We start from the raw sequence: 21,256 nt of genomic DNA on the forward strand, positions 1-21,256 counted from the left end.
CGAGTACCCGGCGCGGATCACCGCCCCCCTAGCCCCGACCTGAGCTTGATGTACGGAGATTTGTGATGAACGCAGCACCCCAGGAAGTCGTCGCGGCACTCCGGGATTCCCTCAAGGAGATCCAGCGGCTGCGCCGGGAGAACCGGCAGCTGGTGGACGCCGGCCGCGAGCCGATCGCGATCGTCGGCATGGCCTGCCGCTACCCCGGCGAGGTGACCTCGCCCGAGGAGCTCTGGCAGCTGGTCGACGGGGGTGTGGACGCGATCTCCGGCTTCCCGGTCAACCGGGGCTGGGACGTCGAGGCGCTGTACGACCCCGACCCGCGGACGCCGGGCACCAGCTACGTCCGCGAGGGCGGCTTCCTGCACCGGGCCGACGAGTTCGACCCGGCGTTCTTCGGGATCAGCCCGCGCGAGGCGCTGGCCATGGACCCGCAGCAGCGGCTGCTGCTGGAGACCTCCTGGGAGGCCTTCGAGCGGGCCGGGATCGCGCCGACCTCGGTGCGCGGCAGCCGGGTCGGGGTGTTCGCCGGTATCGCGACCGCCGACTACGCGGCCCGCTTCCAGTCCGTTCCCGAGGAGGTGGAGGGCTACCTGGGCAACGGCAGCGCCGGCAGCGTGGCCTCCGGCCGGGTGGCGTACGCGCTGGGCCTGGAGGGCCCGGCCGTCACCGTGGACACCGCCTGCTCCTCCTCGCTGGTCGCCCTGCACCTGGCGGGCCAGGCCCTGCGCTCCGGCGAGTGCTCGCTGGCCCTGGCCGGCGGCGTCACGGTGCTCTCGACCCCGGCCGGCTTCGTGGAGTTCAGCCGCCAGCGCGGGCTGGCGCCGGACGGCCGCTGCAAGTCCTTCGCCGCCGCCGCGGACGGCACGGCCTGGGGCGAGGGCGTCGGCATGCTGCTGCTGGAGCGGCTCTCCGACGCCCGGCGCAACGGGCACCCGGTGCTGGCGCTGGTCCGCGGCTCGGGCATCAACCAGGACGGTGCGAGCAGCGGGCTGACCGCGCCGAACGGTCCCGCCCAGCAGCGGGTGATCCGGCAGGCGCTGGAGAGCGCCGGGCTGGCGGCCGACGAGGTGGACGTGGTGGAGGCGCACGGCACCGGCACCACCCTCGGCGACCCGATCGAGGCCCAGGCGCTGCTGGCCGCCTACGGCCAGGACCGCGAACGGCCGCTGCTGCTGGGCTCGTTGAAGTCCAACATCGGCCACACCCAGGCCGCCGCCGGGGTCGGCGGCATCATCAAGATGGTCGAGGCGATGCGCCGGGGCACCGTCCCGCGCACCCTGCACGTGGACGAGCCGACGCCCGAGGTGGACTGGACGGCCGGGTCGGTCGAGCTGGTCACCGAGGCCCGGGACTGGCCGGAGACCGGCCGCCCGCGCCGGGCCGGCGTCTCCTCCTTCGGCGTCAGCGGCACCAACGCCCACGTCATCGTCGAGCAGGCGCCGGAGGCCCCGGCCGACCCGGAGGCCGAGGCGCGGGCCGGTACGGCGCCCGCGCTCGCCCCGCACCTGCTGTCGGCGAAGACCGTCCCCGCGCTGCGGGAGCAGGCCGCCCGGCTGCGCGCCCGGCTGGACGCGGACCCCGGGCTGGACCTCACCGACCTGGCCTACTCGCTGGCCACCGGCCGCGCGCGGTTCGCCCACCGGGCCGCCGTGGTCGCCGCGGACCGCGCCGAACTCGCCGCCGGACTGGCCGCGGTGGCCGAGGGCGACGGGATCACCGCGACGACGACCGGCAAGACCGCGTTCCTGTTCACCGGCCAGGGCGCCCAACGCACCGGCATGGGAAGCGAGTTGTGCGCGGCGTACCCCGTGTTCGCGGCGGCGTTCGACGAGGTCTGCGCCGAGCTGGACCGCCACCTGGAGCGGCCACTGCGCGAGGTGATCGCCGAGGGCGGCGAACTCCTGGACCGTACGGGCTGGACCCAGCCCGCCCTGTTCGCCGTCGAGGTCGCCCTCTACCGCCTGGTCGAATCCTGGGGCGTCCGGCCGCACTTCCTGGCCGGCCACTCGATCGGCGAGGTCGCGGCCTTCCACGTGGCCGGCGTGCTGTCCCTTCCGGACGCCGCCCGCCTCATCACCGCCCGCGCCCGTCTGATGGACCACCTCCCCACCGGCGGCGCCATGGTGGCGCTCCGGGCCACGGAGGACGAGGTCCTGCCCCTGCTCACCGAGCGGGTCTCGATCGCCGCCGTCAACGGCCCCCGCTCCCTCGTCATCGCCGGTGACACCGCCGAAGTCCGGGCCGTCGCCGCACAGTTCGACAAGGCCCGCGACCTGCGCGTCAGCCACGCCTTCCACTCCCCGCTCATGGAACCGATGCTCGACGAGTTCCGCGACGTCCTCACCGAGCTCACCTACCACGCCCCCGCCGTCCCGATCGTCTCCACCCTCACCGGCGAACCCGCCACCACCGGGCAACTCACCGACCCCGACTACTGGATCCGCCACGCCCGCCACACCGTCCGCTTCCACGACGCCGTGGAGACGCTCCGGGCGAAGGGCGTCACCACCTTCCTGGAGCTCGGCCCCGACGCCGTGCTCACCGCCATGGGCCGGGACCACGGCGACGACGCCGACGAGGCCTTCGTGCCGGTGCTGCGGCGCGACCGGGCCGAGGTGCGGACCGCCGTGTCCGCCGTGGCGGCGCTGCACGGGCGCGGGGTGCGGGCCGACTGGGCGGCGTTCTTCGCCGGTTCCGGCGCGCGCCGGGTCGACCTGCCCACCTACGCCTTCCAGCGCCGCCGCTTCTGGCTGGACGCCGCGCCCGTCGCGGGCGCCGCCGACCCGGCGGACGCCTCCTTCTGGGCCGCCGTCGAGCAGCAGGACCTGGCCGCCCTCGGTTCGAGCCTCCGGCTGGCCGAGGAGGAGCAGCGCTCGCTGGGCGACCTGCTGCCCGCGCTCTCCTCCTGGCGGCGCGAGCGCCAGGACCGTTCGCTGCTGGACTCCTGGCGCTACCGCGTCGAGTGGCAGCGGCTCGCCGACCCGGCCGCCCCGCCCGGGCTCTCCGGCGACTGGCTGGCCGTCCTGCCGGCCGGCTGGACGGAGGAGGGCACCGGCGGCGCGCTGTCCGCGCTGCGGGCCCGCGGCGCGCGGCTGCTGACCGTCGCGGCGGCCGAGGGCGAGGACCGCGCCGGGCTGGCCGCCCGGCTGCGGGCCGCCGCCGGGGAGCGGCAGCCGGACGGCGTGCTCTCCCTGCTGGCCCTGGACGAGCGGGAGGCGCGGCCCGGGGTGCCGGCCGCGCTGCCCGACACCGTGCTGCTGCTGAACGCCCTGGACGAGGCCGGGCTGGACGCGCCGCTGTGGTGCGCGACCCGGGGCGCGGTGGCGGCCGGGACGGGCGACCGGGTCAGCCCCGCGCAGGCGCAGCTGTGGGGCCTGGGCCGGGTGGCGGCACTGGAGTGCCCGGTGCGCTGGGGCGGCCTGGTCGATCTGCCGGAGACGGTGGACGGCAAGGCGGCCGACCGGCTGGCCGCGGTACTGGCGGGCGGGTCCGGCGAGGACCAGGCCGCCGTCCGGGCGGACGGGCTGTACGCGCGCCGCCTGGTCCGGGCGGCCGGTGGCGCGGCGGGCCGCGAGTGGCGGCCGCGCGGCACCGTCCTGGTGACCGGCGGTACCGGCGCGCTGGGGGCCCGGATCGGGCGCTGGCTGGCCGCGAACGGCGCGGAGCACGTGGTGCTGACCGGCCGTCGGGGCGGTGCGGCCGCCGGGGCCGCCGCCCTGGAGGCCGAGCTGTCCGGGCTGGGCGCCCGGGTCACGGTGGCGGCCTGCGACGTCGCGGACCGCGCGGCGCTGGCCGGGCTGCTGGACGGGCTCGGCCCGCTGAGCGCCGTGGTGCACGCGGCCGGCTCGGGGGCGATGGGGCCGCTGCGCGAGCTCGACGCGGACGCGCTGGCCGCGTCCGGCGCCGCCAAGGTGACCGGAGCGGCGCACCTGGACGAGCTGTTGGACGGGCAGGAGCTGGACGCCTTCGTGCTGATGTCCTCCGTCGCCGGGGCCTGGGGCGGCGGCGGCCAGGCCGCGTACGGCGCGGCGAACGCGTTCCTGGACGCGCTGGCCGAGCAGCGCCGGGCGCGCGGCCTGACGGCCACCTCGGTGGCCTGGGGCCCGTGGGCCGGGGAGGGCATGTCGGCCGGTCAGGAGGGACCGCTGCGGCGGATGGGCCTCGGCGCGCTGGCGCCGGACCTCGCGGTCGCGGCCCTGCGGCAGGCGCTGGACCTGGACGACACGGCCGTGACCGTCACCGAGGTCGACTGGTCGCGCTTCCACCCCGGTTTCACCGCCGTCCGGCCGAGCCCGCTGCTGGGCGCGCTGGCCGAGGTGCGGGAGCTGGAGCGCGCCGAGGAGCGGCCCGCGCCCGCCGACGACGCCGCCTCGACGCTGCGCTCCGCCCTCGCCGGCCTGCCGGTCGCCGAGCGCTCCCGTTCCCTGGTGGAGCTGGTGAGCGGCCTGGCGGCGGAGGTCCTGGGCCACCCCACGGCCGACGGGATCGAGGTGGTCCGCCCGTTCCAGGAGCAGGGCTTCGACTCGCTGACGGCGGTGGAGCTGCGCGACCGGCTCGCCCGGTCGACCGGGGTGCGGCTGCCGAGCACCCTGCTGTTCGACCACCCGACCCCGGAGGCGGTGGCCGCCCGGCTGCTCGGCGAACTGCTCGGCGAGGACGGCTCGGCGGCCGCCCCCACCGCCGGTCCGGTGGACGCCGGGGAGCCGATCGCGATCATCGGGATGAGCTGCCGCTACCCCGGCGGGGTCGGCTCGCCCGAGGAGCTGTGGCAGTTGGTCGCCCAGGGCCGGGACGCCGTCGGCGGCTTCCCGCAGGACCGCGGCTGGGACACCGCCGCGCTGTTCAGCGACGACCCCGAGCAGCCCGGCACCTGCTACGCCTCCGAGGGCGGGTTCCTGTACGACGCGGCCGGGTTCGACGCGGCGTTCTTCGGGATCAACCCGCGCGAGGCGCTGGCGACGGACCCGCAGCAGCGGCTGCTGCTGGAGACCTCCTGGGAGGCCTTCGAGCACGCGGGCGTGGACCCGCTGTCGGCGCGGGGCAGCCGGACGGGCGTCTTCACCGGCATCTCGTACCACGACTACGCGGCCCGCTTCAGCACCGTCCCGGAGGAGGTGGAGGGCTATCTGGGCAACGGCAGTTCGGCCAGCGTCGCCTCCGGCCGGATCGCCTACACCCTCGGCCTGGAGGGCCCGGCGGTGTCCGTGGACACGGCCTGCTCCTCCTCGCTGGTGGCGCTGCACCTGGCGGGCCAGGCGCTGCGCTCCGGCGAGTGCTCGCTGGCCCTGGCCGGCGGCGTCGCGGTGATGTCGACGCCGGGTTCGTTCATCGAGTTCAGCCGCCAGCGCGGGCTGGCGCCGGACGGGCGCTGCAAGGCGTTCGCCGAGGCGGCGGACGGCACCGGCTGGGGCGAGGGCGTCGGCATGCTGCTGCTGGAGCGGCTCTCGGACGCCCGCCGCAACGGGCACCCGGTACTGGCGGTGCTGCGCGGCAGCGCCGTCAACCAGGACGGCGCGTCCAACGGGCTGACAGCCCCCAACGGCCCCTCCCAGGAGCGGGTGATCCGCCAGGCCCTCGACCGGGCCGGGCTGGCCGCCGCCGAGGTCGACGTGGTGGAGGCGCACGGCACGGGCACGAAGCTGGGCGACCCGATCGAGGCGCAGGCGCTGCTGGCCGCCTACGGCCAGGACCGCGAACGGCCGCTGCTGCTGGGCTCGTTGAAGTCCAACATCGGCCACACCCAGGCCGCCGCCGGGGTCGGCGGCGTGATCAAGATGGTCGAGGCGATGCGCCGGGGCACCGTCCCGCGCACCCTGCACGTGGACGCGCCGTCCTCGCAGGTGGACTGGACGGCCGGGTCGGTGGACCTGCTCACCGAGGCCCGGGAGTGGCCGGAGACCGGCCGCCCGCGCCGGGCCGGCGTCTCCTCCTTCGGCGTCAGCGGCACCAACGCCCACGTCATCCTCGAACACACCCCCGAGGAGCAGCCCGCCGAGGAGTCGGCCGAGGAGGCTCCCGCACCGGGCGCGCTCCCCTTCCTCCTCTCCGCCAAGACCGACCAGGCCCTGCGCGACCAGGCCCGCCGCCTGCGCGACCACCTGGACACCGAGGCCGCCTCGGCCGACCTCGGCCTCTCCCTCGCCGTCTCCCGCACGCAGTTCACCCACCGGGCGGCCCTGGTGGCCGCCGACCCGGACGGCCTGCGGGCCGGACTGGAGGCGCTCGCGGCCGGCGGAGCGGCGCCCGAGCTGGTGCGCGGCACCGTCTCCCCCGGCCGCACGGCCTTCCTGTTCACCGGCCAGGGCGCCCAACGCGTGGGCATGGGAAGCGAGTTGTACGCGGCGTACCCGGCGTTCGCGGCGGCGTTCGACGAGGTCTGCGCCGCACTGGACCGCCACCTGGAGCGCCCGCTGCGCGAGGTGATCGCCGAGGGCGGCGAACTCCTGGACCGTACGGGCTGGACCCAGCCCGCCCTGTTCGCCGTCGAGGTCGCCCTCTACCGCCTGGTCGAATCCTGGGGCGTGCGGCCCGACTTCCTGGCCGGCCACTCCGTCGGCGAGCTGGCCGCCGCGCACACGGCCGGGGTGCTGTCGCTGGCCGACGCCGCCACGCTGGTCGCCGCCCGCGGCCGGCTGATGGAGCGACTGCCCGCCGGCGGCGCGATGGTGGCCGTGGAGGCCGCCGAGGCCGAGGTGCTGCCGCTGCTCGGCGGCGAGGTGGCCGTGGCCGTGGCCGCCGTCAACGGCCCGCGCGCCACCGTGCTGGCGGGCCCGGAGGAGGCCGTGCTGCGGATCGCCGCGCAGCTCGCCGACGCCGGGCACCGCACCCGGCGGCTGCGGGTCAGCCACGCCTTCCACTCCCCGCTGATGGACCCGATGCTGGCGGAGTTCCGCGAGGTCGCGGCGGCGCTGACGTACCACAAGCCGCGGATCCCGGTGGTCTCCGGCACCGGCCGCCCGGTGGCCGCCGAGGAGCTGTGCACGGCGGAGTACTGGGTCGGCCAGATCCGTGCCGCCGTCCGCTTCGACGACGTGTTCCGGCGGCTGGCCGCCGACGGGGTGAGCCGGTACCTGGAGCTGGGCCCGGACGGCGTGCTGACCGCGATGGGCCAGGACTGCCTGGCCGGGACGGCGCCCGAGGGCGGCTTCGCCCTGCTGCCCGCGCTGCGCCGGGACCGGCCGGAGGCCGCGGCCCTGGTCCGGGCGGTCGGCGCGCTGCACACGCTCGGCGCGGAGGTGGACTGGCCGGCCTTCTTCGCCGCGGCCGGAGCCGCCGCTTCCCGCCGTGTGGAGCTGCCCACCTACGCCTTCCAGCGCGAGCGGTTCTGGCTGGACGGCCCCGCCCCGGCGGCCGACCCGGTGGACACCGCCTTCTGGGCGGCCGTCGAGCAGCAGGACCTGGCCGCGCTCGGCGCGAGCCTCCGGCTGGCCGAGGAGGAGCAGCGCTCGCTGGGCGAGGTGCTGCCCGCGCTGTCCTCCTGGCGCCACCGCAAGCGGGACGGCTCCCGGCTCGACTCCTGGCGCTACCGGGCGGGCTGGCAGCGGCTCCCGGAGCCGGCGGCCGTCCTGCCGCGGGCCGACCGCCCGATGGGAACCTGGCTGGCCGTGCTGCCCGCCGGGGGCGCCCCGGCGGCCGTCGAGGGCGCCCTGGCGGCGCTGGAACGGCACGGCGCGGACCTGCTGCGGGTGACGGTCGCCCCGGACGGCCTCGACCGCGGCACCCTGGCGGGCCCGCTCCGGCAGGCCCTGGACGGCACGGCCCCGACCGGGGTGCTCTCGCTGCTGGCCCTCGCGGACGGCGCCGACGAGCACACCGTCACCTCCGGCGCCGTGGCGCTGCTCCAGGCCCTCGGCGACCTCGCCCCGGACGCCCCGCTCTGGTGCGCGACCCGGGCCGGCGTGACGGTCGGCGGGCAGGTCGCGAGCCCGGCGCAGGCCGCGCTGTGGGGCCTGGGACGGGCCGCCGCGCTGGAGCACCCCGACCGCTGGGGCGGCCTGGTGGACCTGCCGGAGGAGTTCGACGGCCCGGCCGGGGACCGACTGGCCGCGCTGCTGACGGGCGGGTCCGGCGAGGACCAGGTCGCGGTGCGGCCCGACGGCCTGTACGGGCGGCGGCTGCTGCCCGCGCCGTCGGCCCGGCGCGGCGACGCGCCCGGGTGGGACCCGGAGGGCACGGTGCTGATCACCGGCGGCACCGGCGCGCTCGGCGCCCGGCTGGCCCGCCACCTGGTCGCCGAGCACGGCGTCCGCCACCTGCTGCTCACCAGCCGCAGCGGGCCCGGCGCCCCGGGCGCGGCCGACCTGACCGCCGAACTCCGCGCCCTCGGCGCCACCGTGACCGTCACCGCCTGCGACGCCGCCGACCGCGACCGGCTCGCCGCGCTCCTCGCGGACATCCCGGCCGAGCACCCGCTCACCGCGGTGGTGCACGCCGCCGGGGTGCTCGACGACGGCGTGATCGACGCGCTGACCCCGGAGCGGCTGGCGACCGTCCTGCGGGCCAAGGCCGCCTCGGCCCGCCACCTGCACGAGCTGACCCTGGACCTGGAGCCGGCGGCCTTCGTGCTGTTCTCCTCCTTCAGCGGCACGCTCGGCGCCCCCGGGCAGGCCAACTACGCCGCCGCCAACGCCTACCTGGACGCCCTGGCCGAGCGGCGCGCGGCCCTCGGCCTGCCCGCCACCGCGGTGGCCTGGGGGCCGTGGGACGAGGGCGGCATGGCCGCCGGGGGCGAGGTGCTGGAGCGCGCCCGGCGCACCGGGGTGACCCCGCTGGCGCCGGAGTCGGGGCTGGCCGCCCTGGACGCCGCGCTGGCCCAGGGCGACACCGCGGTCGCCGTGGTGGACGTGGACTGGTCCCGGTTCGCGCCGGGGTTCGTCGCGGCCAGGCCCAGCCGGCTGCTCGCCGAGCTCCCGGCCGTCCGGGCACTGGCCCCGGAGCGGGACGGCCCGGCCGCCGCGGCCGAGGACGGGAACGCGCTGGCGGCCAGGCTGGCCGGCGTCTCCGCGGCGGAGCGCGAACGCGTCCTGCTGGAGCTGGTCCGCCGGCTCACCGCGGAGGTGCTCGGGCACCGCGGGCCGGAGGCGGTGGAGCCCCGGAAGGGGTTCCTGGAGCTGGGGTTCGACTCGCTGACGGCGGTCGAGCTGCGCAACCGCCTGGGCGGCGCCACCGGCCTCCCGCTGCCCGCCACGCTGCTCTTCGACCACCCGGACCCGGTGGCGCTGGCCGCCCTGCTGGCGGGCCGGCTGGCCCCGGTGGAGGACACCGCCGTGGAACCGGACGTGTTCGCCGGGCTGGACGCGCTGGAGGCGGCGCTCACGGACGCCGGGCTGGACGACGAGGACGGCCGCCGGGTCACCGTCAGGCTGGAGACCCTGCTGGCCAAGTGGCGCGAGTTCAGGGGTGCAGGGGTGGCGGTCAGGGGTGTCCCGGCCCCGGGTGCGGCTGCCACTGTCGAGGCGGACCTCGAACTGCAAGCCGCATCGGTGGATGAGGTGCTCTCCCTGATAGATGCGGAATTCGGCCTCTGAGCGGACAACCGCTGCCTGGAAGGTGTGCAATGCCGACGGATGACAAGGTCGTCGATTACCTCAAGAAGGTGACCGCAGACCTGCGGCGGACGCGTCAGCGGGTCCGCGAGCTGGAGGCCGCGGAGCACGAGCCGATCGCGATCGTCGCGATGAGCTGCCGCTTCCCCGGCGACGTCGGGACACCCGAGGAGCTGTGGCGGCTGCTCGCCGACGGCCGTGACGCGGTCGGCGGGTTCCCCGCCGACCGCGGCTGGGACACCGACCGGCTGCTCGGCGGCAACGCCGACGGCACCGGCGCCTCGTACGTCCGCGAGGGCGCGTTCCTGTACGGGGCCTCGCGGTTCGACGCGGGGTTCTTCGGGATCAGCCCGCGCGAGGCGCTGGTCATGGACCCGCAGCAGCGGCTGCTGCTGGAGACCTCCTGGGAGGCCTTCGAGCGGGCCGGCATCGACCCGCGGTCGCTGCGCGGCAGCCGGACCGGCGTCTTCGCCGGCACCAACGGGCAGGACTACGCGGCGCTGGTGACCAGGGCGCCGGAGGCGGCCGAGGGGTACCTGGCGACCGGCATCGGCGCCAGCGTGGTCTCCGGCCGCATCTCCTACACCTTCGGTCTCGAGGGCCCGGCGGTCACCGTGGACACCGCCTGCTCCGCCTCGCTGGTCTCCCTCCACCTCGCCGTCCAGGCGCTCCGCCAGGGCGAGTGCTCGCTCGCCCTGGCGGGCGGGGTCACGGTGATGTCGACCCCGCTGTCCTTCGTGGAGTTCTCCAAGCAGCGCGGGCTCGCCTCGGACGGGCGCTGCAAGGCGTTCGCCGAGGCCGCGGACGGCACCGGCTGGGGCGAGGGCGCCGGCATGCTGCTGCTGGAGCGGCTCTCCGACGCCCGCCGCAACGGGCACCCGGTGCTCGCGGTGGTCCGCGGCAGCGCCGTCAACCAGGACGGCGCGTCCAGCGGTCTGACCGCCCCCAACGGCCCCTCCCAGCAGCGGGTCGTCCGCCAGGCCCTGGAGAACGCCCGACTCTCCACCACCGACGTGGACGCCGTCGAGGCGCACGGCACCGGCACCCGGCTCGGCGACCCGATCGAGGCCCAGGCCCTGCTCGCCACCTACGGCCAGGACCGCGAACGGCCGCTGCTGCTCGGCTCGGTGAAGTCCAACATCGGCCACACCCAGGCCGCCGCCGGGGTGGCCGGCGTGATGAAGATGGTGCTGGCCATGCGGCACGGCCTGCTGCCGCGGACCCTGCACGTGGACGCGCCGTCCTCGCAGGTGGACTGGACGGCCGGGTCGGTGGAGCTGCTCACCGAGGCCCGGGAGTGGCCGGAGACCGGCCGCCCGCGCCGGGCCGGTGTCTCCTCCTTCGGCGTCAGCGGCACCAACGCCCACGTCATCCTCGAACAGGCCCCCGAGGAGCAGCCCGCCGACGAGGTGCCCGCCGAGGAGGCTCCTGCCCCGGGCGCGCTCCCCTTCCTCCTCTCCGCTAAGACCGACCAGGCCCTGCGCGACCAGGCCCGCCGCCTGCGCGACCACCTGGACACCGAGGCCGCCTCGGCCGACCTCGGCCTCTCCCTGGCCGTCTCCCGCACACAGTTCGCCCACCGCGCGGCCGTGGTCGCCGCGGACGGCGCCGAACTGGCCGCCGCCCTGGAGGCGTTCGCGGCCGGCGAGGAGCCCGCCCGGCTGGTCTCCGGCACGGCCGACGTGACCGGCAAGACCGTCTTCGTCTTCCCCGGCCAGGGCTCGCAGTGGGCCGGGATGGCCGTCGAACTCCTCGACAGCGAGCCGGTGTTCGCCGCGCGGATCACCGAATGCGCCGACGCCCTGGCCGAGTTCACCGACTGGAAGCTGATCGACGTCCTGCGCGGCGCCGAGGGCGCCCCCGGCTACGACCGGGTGAACGTCGTCCAGCCCGCCCTGTGGGCCGTCATGGTCTCCCTCGCCGCCCTCTGGCAGGCGTACGGCGTCCGGCCCGACGCCGTCATCGGCCACTCCCAGGGCGAGATCGCCGCCGCCACCGTCGCCGGCGCCCTCACCCTCCAGGACGGCGCCCGGGTCGTCGCCCTGCGCTCCCAGGCCATCACCGCCATCGCCGGGGCCGGCGGCATGGTCTCCGTCGCCCAGCCCGCCGGGGAGATCGACCTCACCCCCTGGCAGGACCGGATCTCCGTCGCCGCCGTCAACGGCCCCTCGTCCACGGTCGTGGCCGGGGACGCCGACGCCCTGGACGAGCTCCAGGCCGCCCTCGACGCCCGGGGCGTCCACGCCCGCCGCGTCCCCGTCGACTACGCCTCGCACTCCGCCCACGTCGAGCGGATCCAGGACGAGCTGCTCACCCTGCTCGCCCCCGTCGCCCCCCGGACCTCCGAGGTGCCGTTCTACTCGACCGTGGACGACGCCTGGCTGGACACCGTCCGGCTGGACGCCGCGTACTGGTACCGCAACCTGCGCCGGACCGTCCGGCTGGAGGAGGCCGTCCGCGCCCTCGCCGCCGACGGCCACGCCTTCTTCGTCGAGGTCAGCCCGCACCCGGTGCTCGCCTCCGCCGTGCAGGACACCCTGGACGCCACCGAGGCCACCGCCGTCGCGGCCGGCACCCTGCGCCGCGACCACGGCGGCCCCGCCCGGTTCCGTTCGGCGCTCGCCGCCCTGCACGTCCGGGGGCGCACGGTCGACTGGCCGGCCGTCTTCCCCGGCGCGCGGCGGACCGACCTGCCCACCTACCCCTTCCAGCACGAGCGGTACTGGCTGGAGGCCACCGCCTCCAACGGGGACGCCGTCGACCTCGGCCTCGGCTCCGCCGACCACCCGCTGCTCGGCGCCTCGCTCACCCTCGCCGACGACGACGGCCTGCTGCTCACCGGCCGGCTCTCGCTGCGCACCCACCCCTGGCTGGCCGACCACGCCGTGCTCGGCTCGGTCCTGCTGCCGGGCACCGCCTTCCTCGACCTGCTCGTCCACGCGGGCGACCAGGCCGGCTGCGACCGGGTCGACGAACTCGCCCTGGAGAGCCCGCTGGTGCTCCCGGAGACCGGCGGGATCGCCCTCCAGGTGCGGGTCGGCCCGGCCGACGAGAGCGGCCGGCGCGAGGTCACCGTCCACTCCCTCCGGGAGGACGCGCCGCTGGACGCGCCCTGGGTCCGGCACGCCAGCGGCTGGCTCGCCCAGGCCGCCGCACCGGCCGCCGCCGAGGACCTGACGGCGTGGCCGCCGGCCGGCGCCACCGCCGTCGACCTGGACGGCTACTACGAGCGGCTGGCCGCGGGCGGTCTCGGCTACGGCCCGGCCTTCCGCGGTCTGCGGGCCGCCTGGCTGGACGGCGACGACATCTACGCCGAGGTCCGGCTGCCCGAGGAGCAGCGGACCCGGGCCGAGCGCTTCGGGCTGCACCCGGCGCTGCTGGACGCCGCCCTGCACGCGCTGGGCTGCGCCGTGGACGGCGGCGAGGGCCTGAACCTGCTGCCGTTCGCCTGGAGCGGGGTGACCCTGCACGCCTCCGGCGCGGCCGAGCTGCGCGTGCGGCTCAGCCGCACCGGCCGGGACAGCGTCTCGCTGCTGGTCGCCGACCGGTCCGGCGCCCCGGTGGCCACCGCCGACTCCTTCGTGCTGCGCCCGATCGGCGCCGTCGGCACGACCGCCCGGCCCGCCACCCCCGACTCGCTGTTCCGGATCGACTGGACCGCCGTCCCGCTGCCCGAGGACACCGTCGAGCCGTACCGGACCGACGGCCTGGACGCGCTGCCCGCCGAGGTGCCGGCCACCGTCCTGGTGCCGGTCGACGCGCCGGCCGACGGCGGCACCGCCGAGCAGGCCCGCGCCGTCACCCACCGGGTGCTGGAGCTGCTCCAGACCTGGCTGGCCGAGGACCGCTTCGCGGGGTCCCGGCTGGTCCTGGCCACCAGCGGCGCCGTCGCCGCCCACCCCGGCGAGGCCGTCACCGCCCTGGCCTGCGCCCCGCTCTGGGGCCTGGTCCGCTCCGCGCAGTCCGAGAACCCGGACCGGATCGTCCTCGTCGACCTGGACGGCGCCGCCGCCTCGGCCGCCGCGCTGCCCGCCGCCCTCGCCACCGGCGAGCCCCAACTCGCCCTGCGCGAGGGGACGGTGCTGGCCGCGCGGCTGGCCCGCGCGGCCACCTCCGGCGCGCTCACCCCGCCCGCCGGCGAGCCCTGGCGGCTGGACACCACCGGGCGCGGCACCCTGGACAACCTCGTCCTGACCGCCTGCCCGGACACCCTGGAGCCGCTCGCCCCCGGCCACGTCCGGGTCGCCCTGCGGGCCGGCGGCCTCAACTTCCGCGACGTGCTCAACGCGCTCGGCATGTACCCCGGCCAGGCCGGCCTGCTCGGCAACGAGGGCGCCGGCGTCGTCCTGGAGGTCGCCGGGGACGTCACCGCACTCGCCCCCGGCGACCGGGTGATGGGCATGTTCGCCGGCTCCTTCGGCACCACCGCCGTCACCGACCACCGGCTGCTGGTCCGGATCCCCCGCGGCTGGGACTTCACCGAGGCCGCGTCCACCCCGATCGTCTTCCTCACCGCCTACTACGCGCTGAAGGACCTGGCCGGGCTGCGCCCCGGCGAGTCCGTCCTGGTGCACGCCGCCGCCGGCGGCGTGGGCATGGCCGCCGTCCAGCTCGCCCGCCACCTGGGCGCCGAGGTGTACGGCACCGCCAGCCAGGGCAAGTGGGACGCGCTGCGGCCGCTCGGCCTGGACGACGCCCACCTGGCCGGTTCCCGAACCCTGGACTTCGGCCGCGAGTTCCTGGCGGCCACCGGCGGGCGCGGCGTGGACGTCGTGCTCAACGCGCTGGCCGGGGAGTTCGTCGACACCTCGCTCGGCCTGCTGCCCCGCGGCGGCCGGTTCGTCGAGATGGGCAAGACCGACATCCGGGACGCCGAGGAGGTCGCCGCCCGGCACCCCGGCGTCGCCTACCGCGCCTTCGAGCTGTTCGAGGCCGGCCCGGAGCGGATCGCCGCGATGCTCGCCGAGCTGGTCGACCTGTTCGAGGCCGGCGTGCTGCGGCCGCTGCCGATCACCACCTGGGACGTCCGCCGCTCGGTCGACGCCTTCCGGTACGTCAGCCAGGCCCGGCACACCGGCAAGGTCGTGCTGACCGTGCCGCCCGCCCCCGACCCGGACGGCACCCTGCTGATCACCGGCGGCACCGGCACCCTCGGCTCCCTGCTCGCCCGCCACCTGGTCACCGAGCACGGCGTCCGCCACCTGCTGCTCACCAGCCGGACCGGCGCCGAGGCCCCCGGCGCGGCCGGACTCACCGCCGAACTCCGCGCCCTCGGCGCCACCGTGACCGTCGCCGCCTGCGACGCCGCCGACCGCGACCGGCTCGCCGCCGTCCTCGCGGACATCCCCGCCGCACACCCGCTCACCGGCGTGGTGCACACCGCCGGGGTACTCGACGACGGCGTGATCGGCTCGCTCACCCCGGAGCGGATCGACGCGGTGCTGCGGCCCAAGGTCGACGGCGCGCTCAACCTGCACGAGCTGACGCTCGACCGGGACCTGGCCTGCTTCGTCCTGTTCTCCTCCGCCGCCGGTGTGCTCGGCGGCGCGGGCCAGGGCGGCTACGCCGCCGCCAACACCTTCCTGGACGCCCTCGCCCAGCACCGCCGGGCCCGCGGCCTGGCCGGCTCCGCGCTCGCCTGGGGCCTGTGGGAGCAGCGCAGCAGCATGACCGGGCACCTGGACGCCCGGGACGTCGAGCGGATGAGCGAGGGCGGCATGACCCCGCTCGGCTCGGAGCTCGGCATGGCCCTGTACGACGCGGCCGCCCTGCTGGACGAGCCGCTGCTGCTGCCCGCCGACCTCGACCTGTCCGCCCGGCGCGGCCGGGGCCCCGTCCCGGCGCTGCTGCGCGGCCTGCTCCGGGCCCCGGCCCGGCGCAAGGCCGAGGCGGTGTCCGGGCCGAGCGGCTCGGCGCTGACCCGCAGGCTGGCCGCCCTCCCCGAGGCGGACCGTACGGAGCTGCTGCTGGACCTGGTCCGCGGCCACGCGGCCTCGGTGCTCGGGCACGGCTCGGCGGAGGCGATCGACGCGGACCGCGCGTTCAAGGACCTCGGCTTCGACTCGCTGACGGCGGTGGAGCTGCGCAACCGGCTCAGCACCGCGACCGGACTGCGCCTGCCCGCCACCCTGGTCTTCGACCACCCGAGCCCGACCGCGCTCGGCCGCCACCTGCGCGCCCGGCTGCTCGACGAGCAGGCCCCGGCGACCGCGGGACCGGCCGCGGCCACCGGCGCGACGGCCCGGGACGGCGACCAGGACACCATCGCGATCGTCGCGATGGGCTGCCGCTACCCCGGCGGGGTCGGCTCGCCCGAGGACCTGTGGCGGCTGCTGCGGGCCGGCGGCGACGCCCTGACCGGCTTCCCGGCCGACCGCGGCTGGGAGCCCGGCGGCCAGGGCGGATTCCTGCACGACGCGGCCGAGTTCGACGCGGCCTTCTTCGGGATCAGCCCGCGCGAGGCGCTCGCCATGGACCCGCAGCAGCGGCTGCTGCTGGAGACCTCCTGGGAGGCCTTCGAGCGGGCGGGCATCGACCCGGCCTCGGTGCACGGCACCCGGGTCGGCGTGTTCACCGGCACCAGCGGCCAGGACTACGCCTCGCGGCTGCGCCGCGTCCCCGGCGAGGTCGAGGGCTACCTGGGCAACGGCAGCGCGGCCAGCGTGATCTCCGGCCGGGTGGCGTACACCTTCGGGCTCGAGGGCCCGGCGATCACCGTGGACACCGCCTGCTCCTCCTCGCTGGTGGCGCTGCACCTGGCGGCGGCCGCGCTGCGCCGCGGCGAGTGCGATCTGGCGCTGGCCGGCGGTGTGGCCGTGATGTCGACGCCCGGCCTGTTCGCCGAGTTCGACCGCCAGGGCGGCATGTCGGCGGACGGCCGCTGCAAGGCCTTCGCCGCCTCCGCCGACGGTACGGGCTTCGCCGAGGGCGTGGGCGTGCTGCTGGTCGAGCGGCTGTCGGACGCCCGCCGCAACGGGCACCCGGTGCTGGCGGTCGTCCGGGCCACCGCGATCAACCAGGACGGCGCCTCCAACGGCCTCACCGCGCCCAACGGCCCGGCCCAGGAGCGGGTGATCCGCGAGGCGCTGGCCGCCGCCGGCCTGGCCACCTCCGACGTGGACGCCGTCGAGGCGCACGGCACCGGCACCCGGCTCGGCGACCCGATCGAGGCCAACGCCCTGCTCGCCACCTACGGCCAGGGCCGCGAACTGCCGCTCCAGCTGGGCTCGTTGAAGTCCAACATCGGCCACTCCCAGGCCGCGGCCGGGGTCGGCGGCATCATCAAGATGGTGCTGGCGATGCACCACGGGGTGCTCCCCCGCACCCTGCACGTGGACGAGCCCACGCCGCACGTCGACTGGACGGCCGGATCGGTCGAGCTGCTCACCGAGGAGCGGGAGTGGCCCGAGACCGGCCGCCCGCGCCGGGCCGGCGTCTCCTCCTTCGGGATCAGCGGCACCAACGCCCACGTCATCGTCGAGCAGGCCCCCGAGGAGCAGCCCCCGCCGGCCGCGCCGACCGGGCACGGCGCCCTGCCGTTCCTCCTCTCGGCCCGCTCCGAGCAGGCGCTTTCCGCCCAGGCCGAGCGGCTGGCCGCCTTCCTGGCCGAACGCCCGGAGGCCGTCCTGCCGGACCTCGCCCACTCGCTGACCGCCGCCCGGGCGGCGCTGCCGCACCGCGGCGCGGTGGTCGCCCGGGACCGCGAGGGCCTGCTGGACGGCCTGGCGGCCCTGGCCGCCGGCCGCGGCCCGCGCGGCACCGCCGCGACCGGGAAGACGGCCTTCCTCTTCACCGGCCAGGGCGCCCAACGCCCCGGCATGGGCCGGGAGTTGTACGACACCTACCCGGAGTTCGCGGACGCCTTCGACGCCGTCTGCGCCGAGCTGGACCGGCACCTGGAGCGGCCGCTGCGCGAGGTGGTGTTCCAGCAGGGCGAGCTGCTCGACCGGACCGGCTGGACCCAGCCCGCCCTGTTCGCCGTCGAGGTCGCCCTCTACCGCCTGGTCGAATCCTTCGGCGCGCGGCCGGACTTCGTCACCGGCCACTCGGTCGGCGAACTGGCCGCGGCCCACGTCGCCGGGGTGCTGTCGCTGGCCGACGCGTCCGCGCTGGTCGCCGCCCGCGGCCGGCTGATGGAGCAACTGCCCGCCGGGGGTGCGATGGTGGCGGTCCGCGCCACCGAGGAGGAGGTCCGGCCGCTGCTCACCGGGCAGGTCTCGCTGGCCGCGGTCAACGGCCCCGAGGCCGTGGTGATCGCCGGGCCGGAGGAGCCGGTGCTGGCCGTCGCCGCCGTGCTCGCCGAGCGCGGGCGCAGCACCCGGCGGCTGCGGGTCAGCCACGCCTTCCACTCGCCGCTGATGGATCCGATGCTGGCGGAGTTCCGCGCCGTCGCCGAGTCGCTGACCTACCACCAGCCGCGGATCCCGCTGCCGGCCGAGGCCACCGACCCCGAGTACTGGGTGCGGCACGTCCGCGAGGCCGTCCGCTTCCACGACACGCTGCTCGCGCTCGCCGAGCGGGGCGTCACCACCTTCCTGGAGCTGGGCCCGGACGCGGTGCTCACCGCGGCCGGCCGGGAGAGCCTGCCCGGCTCCGGGTTCGCGCTGATCGCCGCCCAGCGCCGGGACCGGCCCGAGGAGCAGTCCCTGGTCGAGGCGCTGGCCGCGCTGCGGCTGCGCGGCGCCGCGGTCGACTGGTCGCGGCTGCTGCCCGGCGCCCGCCGGACCGAGCTGCCCACCTACGCCTTCCAGCGCGAGCGGTACTGGCTGGAGGACGACGGGGGCCCGGTCGGCCTGGCCGGGGCCGGACTCGGCTCGCCGGAGCACCCGATGCTCGGCGCGATGGCCGAACTGGCCGACGGCACGGGCTTCCTGTTCACCGGTTCGCTCTCCGAGCGGACCCACCCGTGGATCGCCGAGCACGGGGTGATGGGCCGCACCGTCGTCCCCGGCGTCGCCTACGCCGAGCTGGCCCTGCACGCCGCCGAGCAGGTGGGCTGCGACCGGGTCGAGGAGATCACCCACCTCGCGCCGCTGGTCCTGCCGCGCACCGGCAGCGTGCTGCTCCAGCTGCGGGTCGGCCCGGCCGACGCCGCGGGCCGGCGCCCGCTGGCCGTGCACTCGCGGCCGGAGGACGCCCCCGAGGGCGAGTGGACCCACCACGCCGACGCCGTGCTCGGCACCGGCGCCGGCGCCCCGGACTTCGACCTCCGGGCCTGGCCTCCGGCCGGCGCGGAGCAGGTCGACCTGACCGGCTTCTACCGGCGGGCCACCGAGACCGGCTTCGCCTACGGGCCGCTGTTCGCCGGCCTGACGGCGCTCTGGCGGCGCGGGGACGAGGTCTTCGCCGAGGTCGCACTGCCCGAGGAGGGCCGTACGGCGGCCGCCCGGTTCGGCATCCACCCCGGCATGTTCGACGCGGTGCTCCAGGCGATGGCCGCCTCCACCCTGCTGGAGCGGATCTCCACCGACGAGGCCCCGCACGGCCGGCTGCCCTTCGCCTGGACGGGCGTCGAGCTGTACGCCTCCGGCGCCGCCGCCGTCCGGGCCCGGCTCACCCCGGCCCGCACCGGCGGGGTGGCCTTCGCCATCGCCGACGCCACCGGTGCGCCGGTCGCCTCGGTGGAGTCCCTGGTGATGCGCCCGGTCTCGCCGGAGGCGATCACCGGGGCCGGTACGGGCGGCCGGGACGCGCTCTACCGGGTCGAGCCGGCCGAGCTGCGGCTCCCGGCGGCCCCGGCCACGGCCGACTGGGCCGTGCTCGGCGAGCCGGCCTTCGGCCTGCCGGGCCGGCCGGACCTGGCCGCCTTCGACGCGGCCGCCCCGCACACCGTCCTGGTGCCCTGGACGGCCGGGGACGAGGGCCCGCTCGCCGAGCGGGTGCACGCCGCCACCGGCCGGGCGCTGACCCTCCTCCAGGAGTGGCTCGCCGACCAGCGGTTCGCCGACTCCCGGCTGGTGTTCGTCACCCGGCACGCGGCCGGGGCCGACCTCCGGGACCTCGCGCACGCCCCGCTCTGGGGCCTGGTCCGCTCGGCCCAGGCCGAGCACCCCGGCCGGTTCGTCCTGGTCGACCTGGACGGGGACGAGGCCTCCGCCGCCGTCCTGCCCGCCGCGCTGGCCACCGACGAGCCCCAGCTGGTCGTCCGCCGGGGCACGGTCTCCGCGCCCCGGCTGGCCCGGGCCGGCGCCGACGCCGACGCGACCGGCGACGCCACCGCCCCGGCCCTGCGCCCGGACGGCACGGTCCTGGTCACCGGAGCCACCGGTGCGCTCGGCCGGCTGGTCGCCCGCCACCTGGTCACCGCGCACGGCGTCCGCCGCCTGCTGCTCACCAGCCGCGGCGGCCCCCGGGCCGAGGGCGCGGACGAGCTCACCGCCGAACTCACCGCGCTCGGCGCCGAGGTCACCCTCGCCGCCTGCGACGCGGCCGACCGGACGGCCCTGGCGGCGCTGCTCGCCGCGCACGACGTCACCGCCGTGGTGCACACCGCCGGGGTGCTCGACGACGGCGTGCTCGACGCGCTCACCCCCGAGCGGGTCGCCACCGTCCTGCGCCCCAAGGTCGACGGCGCGGTCAACCTGCACGAGCTGACGGCCGGCCGGGACCTGGACGCCTTCGTCCTGTTCTCCTCCGTCGCCGGGGTGCTCGGCGCCGCCGGACAGGCCGGCTACGCCGCCGCCAACACCTTCCTGGACGCGCTCGCCCGCAGCCGCCGCGCCGACGGCCTGCCGGGCACCGCGATCGCCTGGGGCCCGTGGCAGCTCGACGACCCGGCGCACGCCGGCATGGCGGGCGGGCTCGGCAGGGCCGACCTCGGCCGGCTGGCCCGCGGCGGGATGGCGCCGCTCCAGGCGGAGCAGGGCCTGGAGCTGTTCGACGCCGCCCGGACCGGCGCCGACCCGCTGGCCGTCGCGGTCCGGCTGAACCCGGCCGCCTTCCGGGGCGGCGAGGTGCCGCCGATGCTGCGCGGCCTGGTCCGCGCCACCGGCCGGCGGGCCGCCGAGACCGGCGCCGGCCAGGACCCGGCCCGCCGGATCGCCGGCCTCACCGGGGAGCACCGGACCCGGGCCCTGCTCGACCTGGTGCGCACCCAGGTGGCCGACGTGCTCGGACACGCCTCGGCGGAGTCCGTACAGGCCACCCGGGCGTTCAAGGAGATCGGCTTCGACTCGCTGACCGCCGTGGAGCTGCGCAGCCGGCTGCACGAGGCGACCGGGCTGCGGCTGCCGGCCACCCTGGTGTTCGACTACCCGACCCCGGCCGCGCTGGCCGGCTTCCTCGACGGGCGGCTGCCCCGGGAGGGAGCACCGCGGGAGGAGCCCGTCCTCGCCGAGCTGGACCGGCTGGAGGCCGCCCTGGAGCGGCGGCTGGCGGACGGCCACGCGCTCGACGGCCTGTCGCCGCGCCTGCGGGCCCTGCTCGACCGCCTGGACGGCCCGGCCGCCTCCGCGGCCGGCCTGGCCGGGGACGACAGCGACCTCGACGCCGCCTCCGACGACGAGCTCTTCGCCCTCGTCGACTCCCTGGACTGATCCAGGAACCCCCCGCGCCGCCGGGCCGGCCCCCCTCCGGGGCACGGCCCGGCGGCCCCCCGGACACGCCCGGACGCGGCCGCGCCCCGCCCCGGAGCCGGACGACCCCGGCAGCCACCACTCCGCCGCAGGAAAGTGATCTGAGATGGCCAACGAAGACCAGCTTCGCGAGTA

At 77.4% G+C, this 21,256-nt stretch carries 2 protein-coding genes; both read left to right on the forward strand.

Features of this window, described 5'->3' with window-relative positions; all coding sequences use genetic code 11:
• Positions 1 to 62 precede the first annotated feature (62 nt).
• Entirely contained in the window at positions 63 to 9,530 is a 9,468-nt protein-coding gene (locus tag ACLWS4_RS03030) for a type I polyketide synthase (protein ID WP_416873275.1), read from the forward strand.
• A 68-nt stretch (positions 9,531 to 9,598) separates the two neighbouring features.
• On the forward strand, positions 9,599 to 21,082 hold the full coding sequence (locus tag ACLWS4_RS03035; RefSeq protein ID WP_416873303.1) for an SDR family NAD(P)-dependent oxidoreductase: 11,484 nt from the start codon (positions 9,599 to 9,601) through the stop codon (positions 21,080 to 21,082).
• Positions 21,083 to 21,256 lie beyond the last annotated feature (174 nt).

The sequence above is a fragment of the Kitasatospora sp. SC0581 genome (genome assembly GCF_048159585.1).
Lineage (GTDB): Bacteria > Actinomycetota > Actinomycetes > Streptomycetales > Streptomycetaceae > Kitasatospora.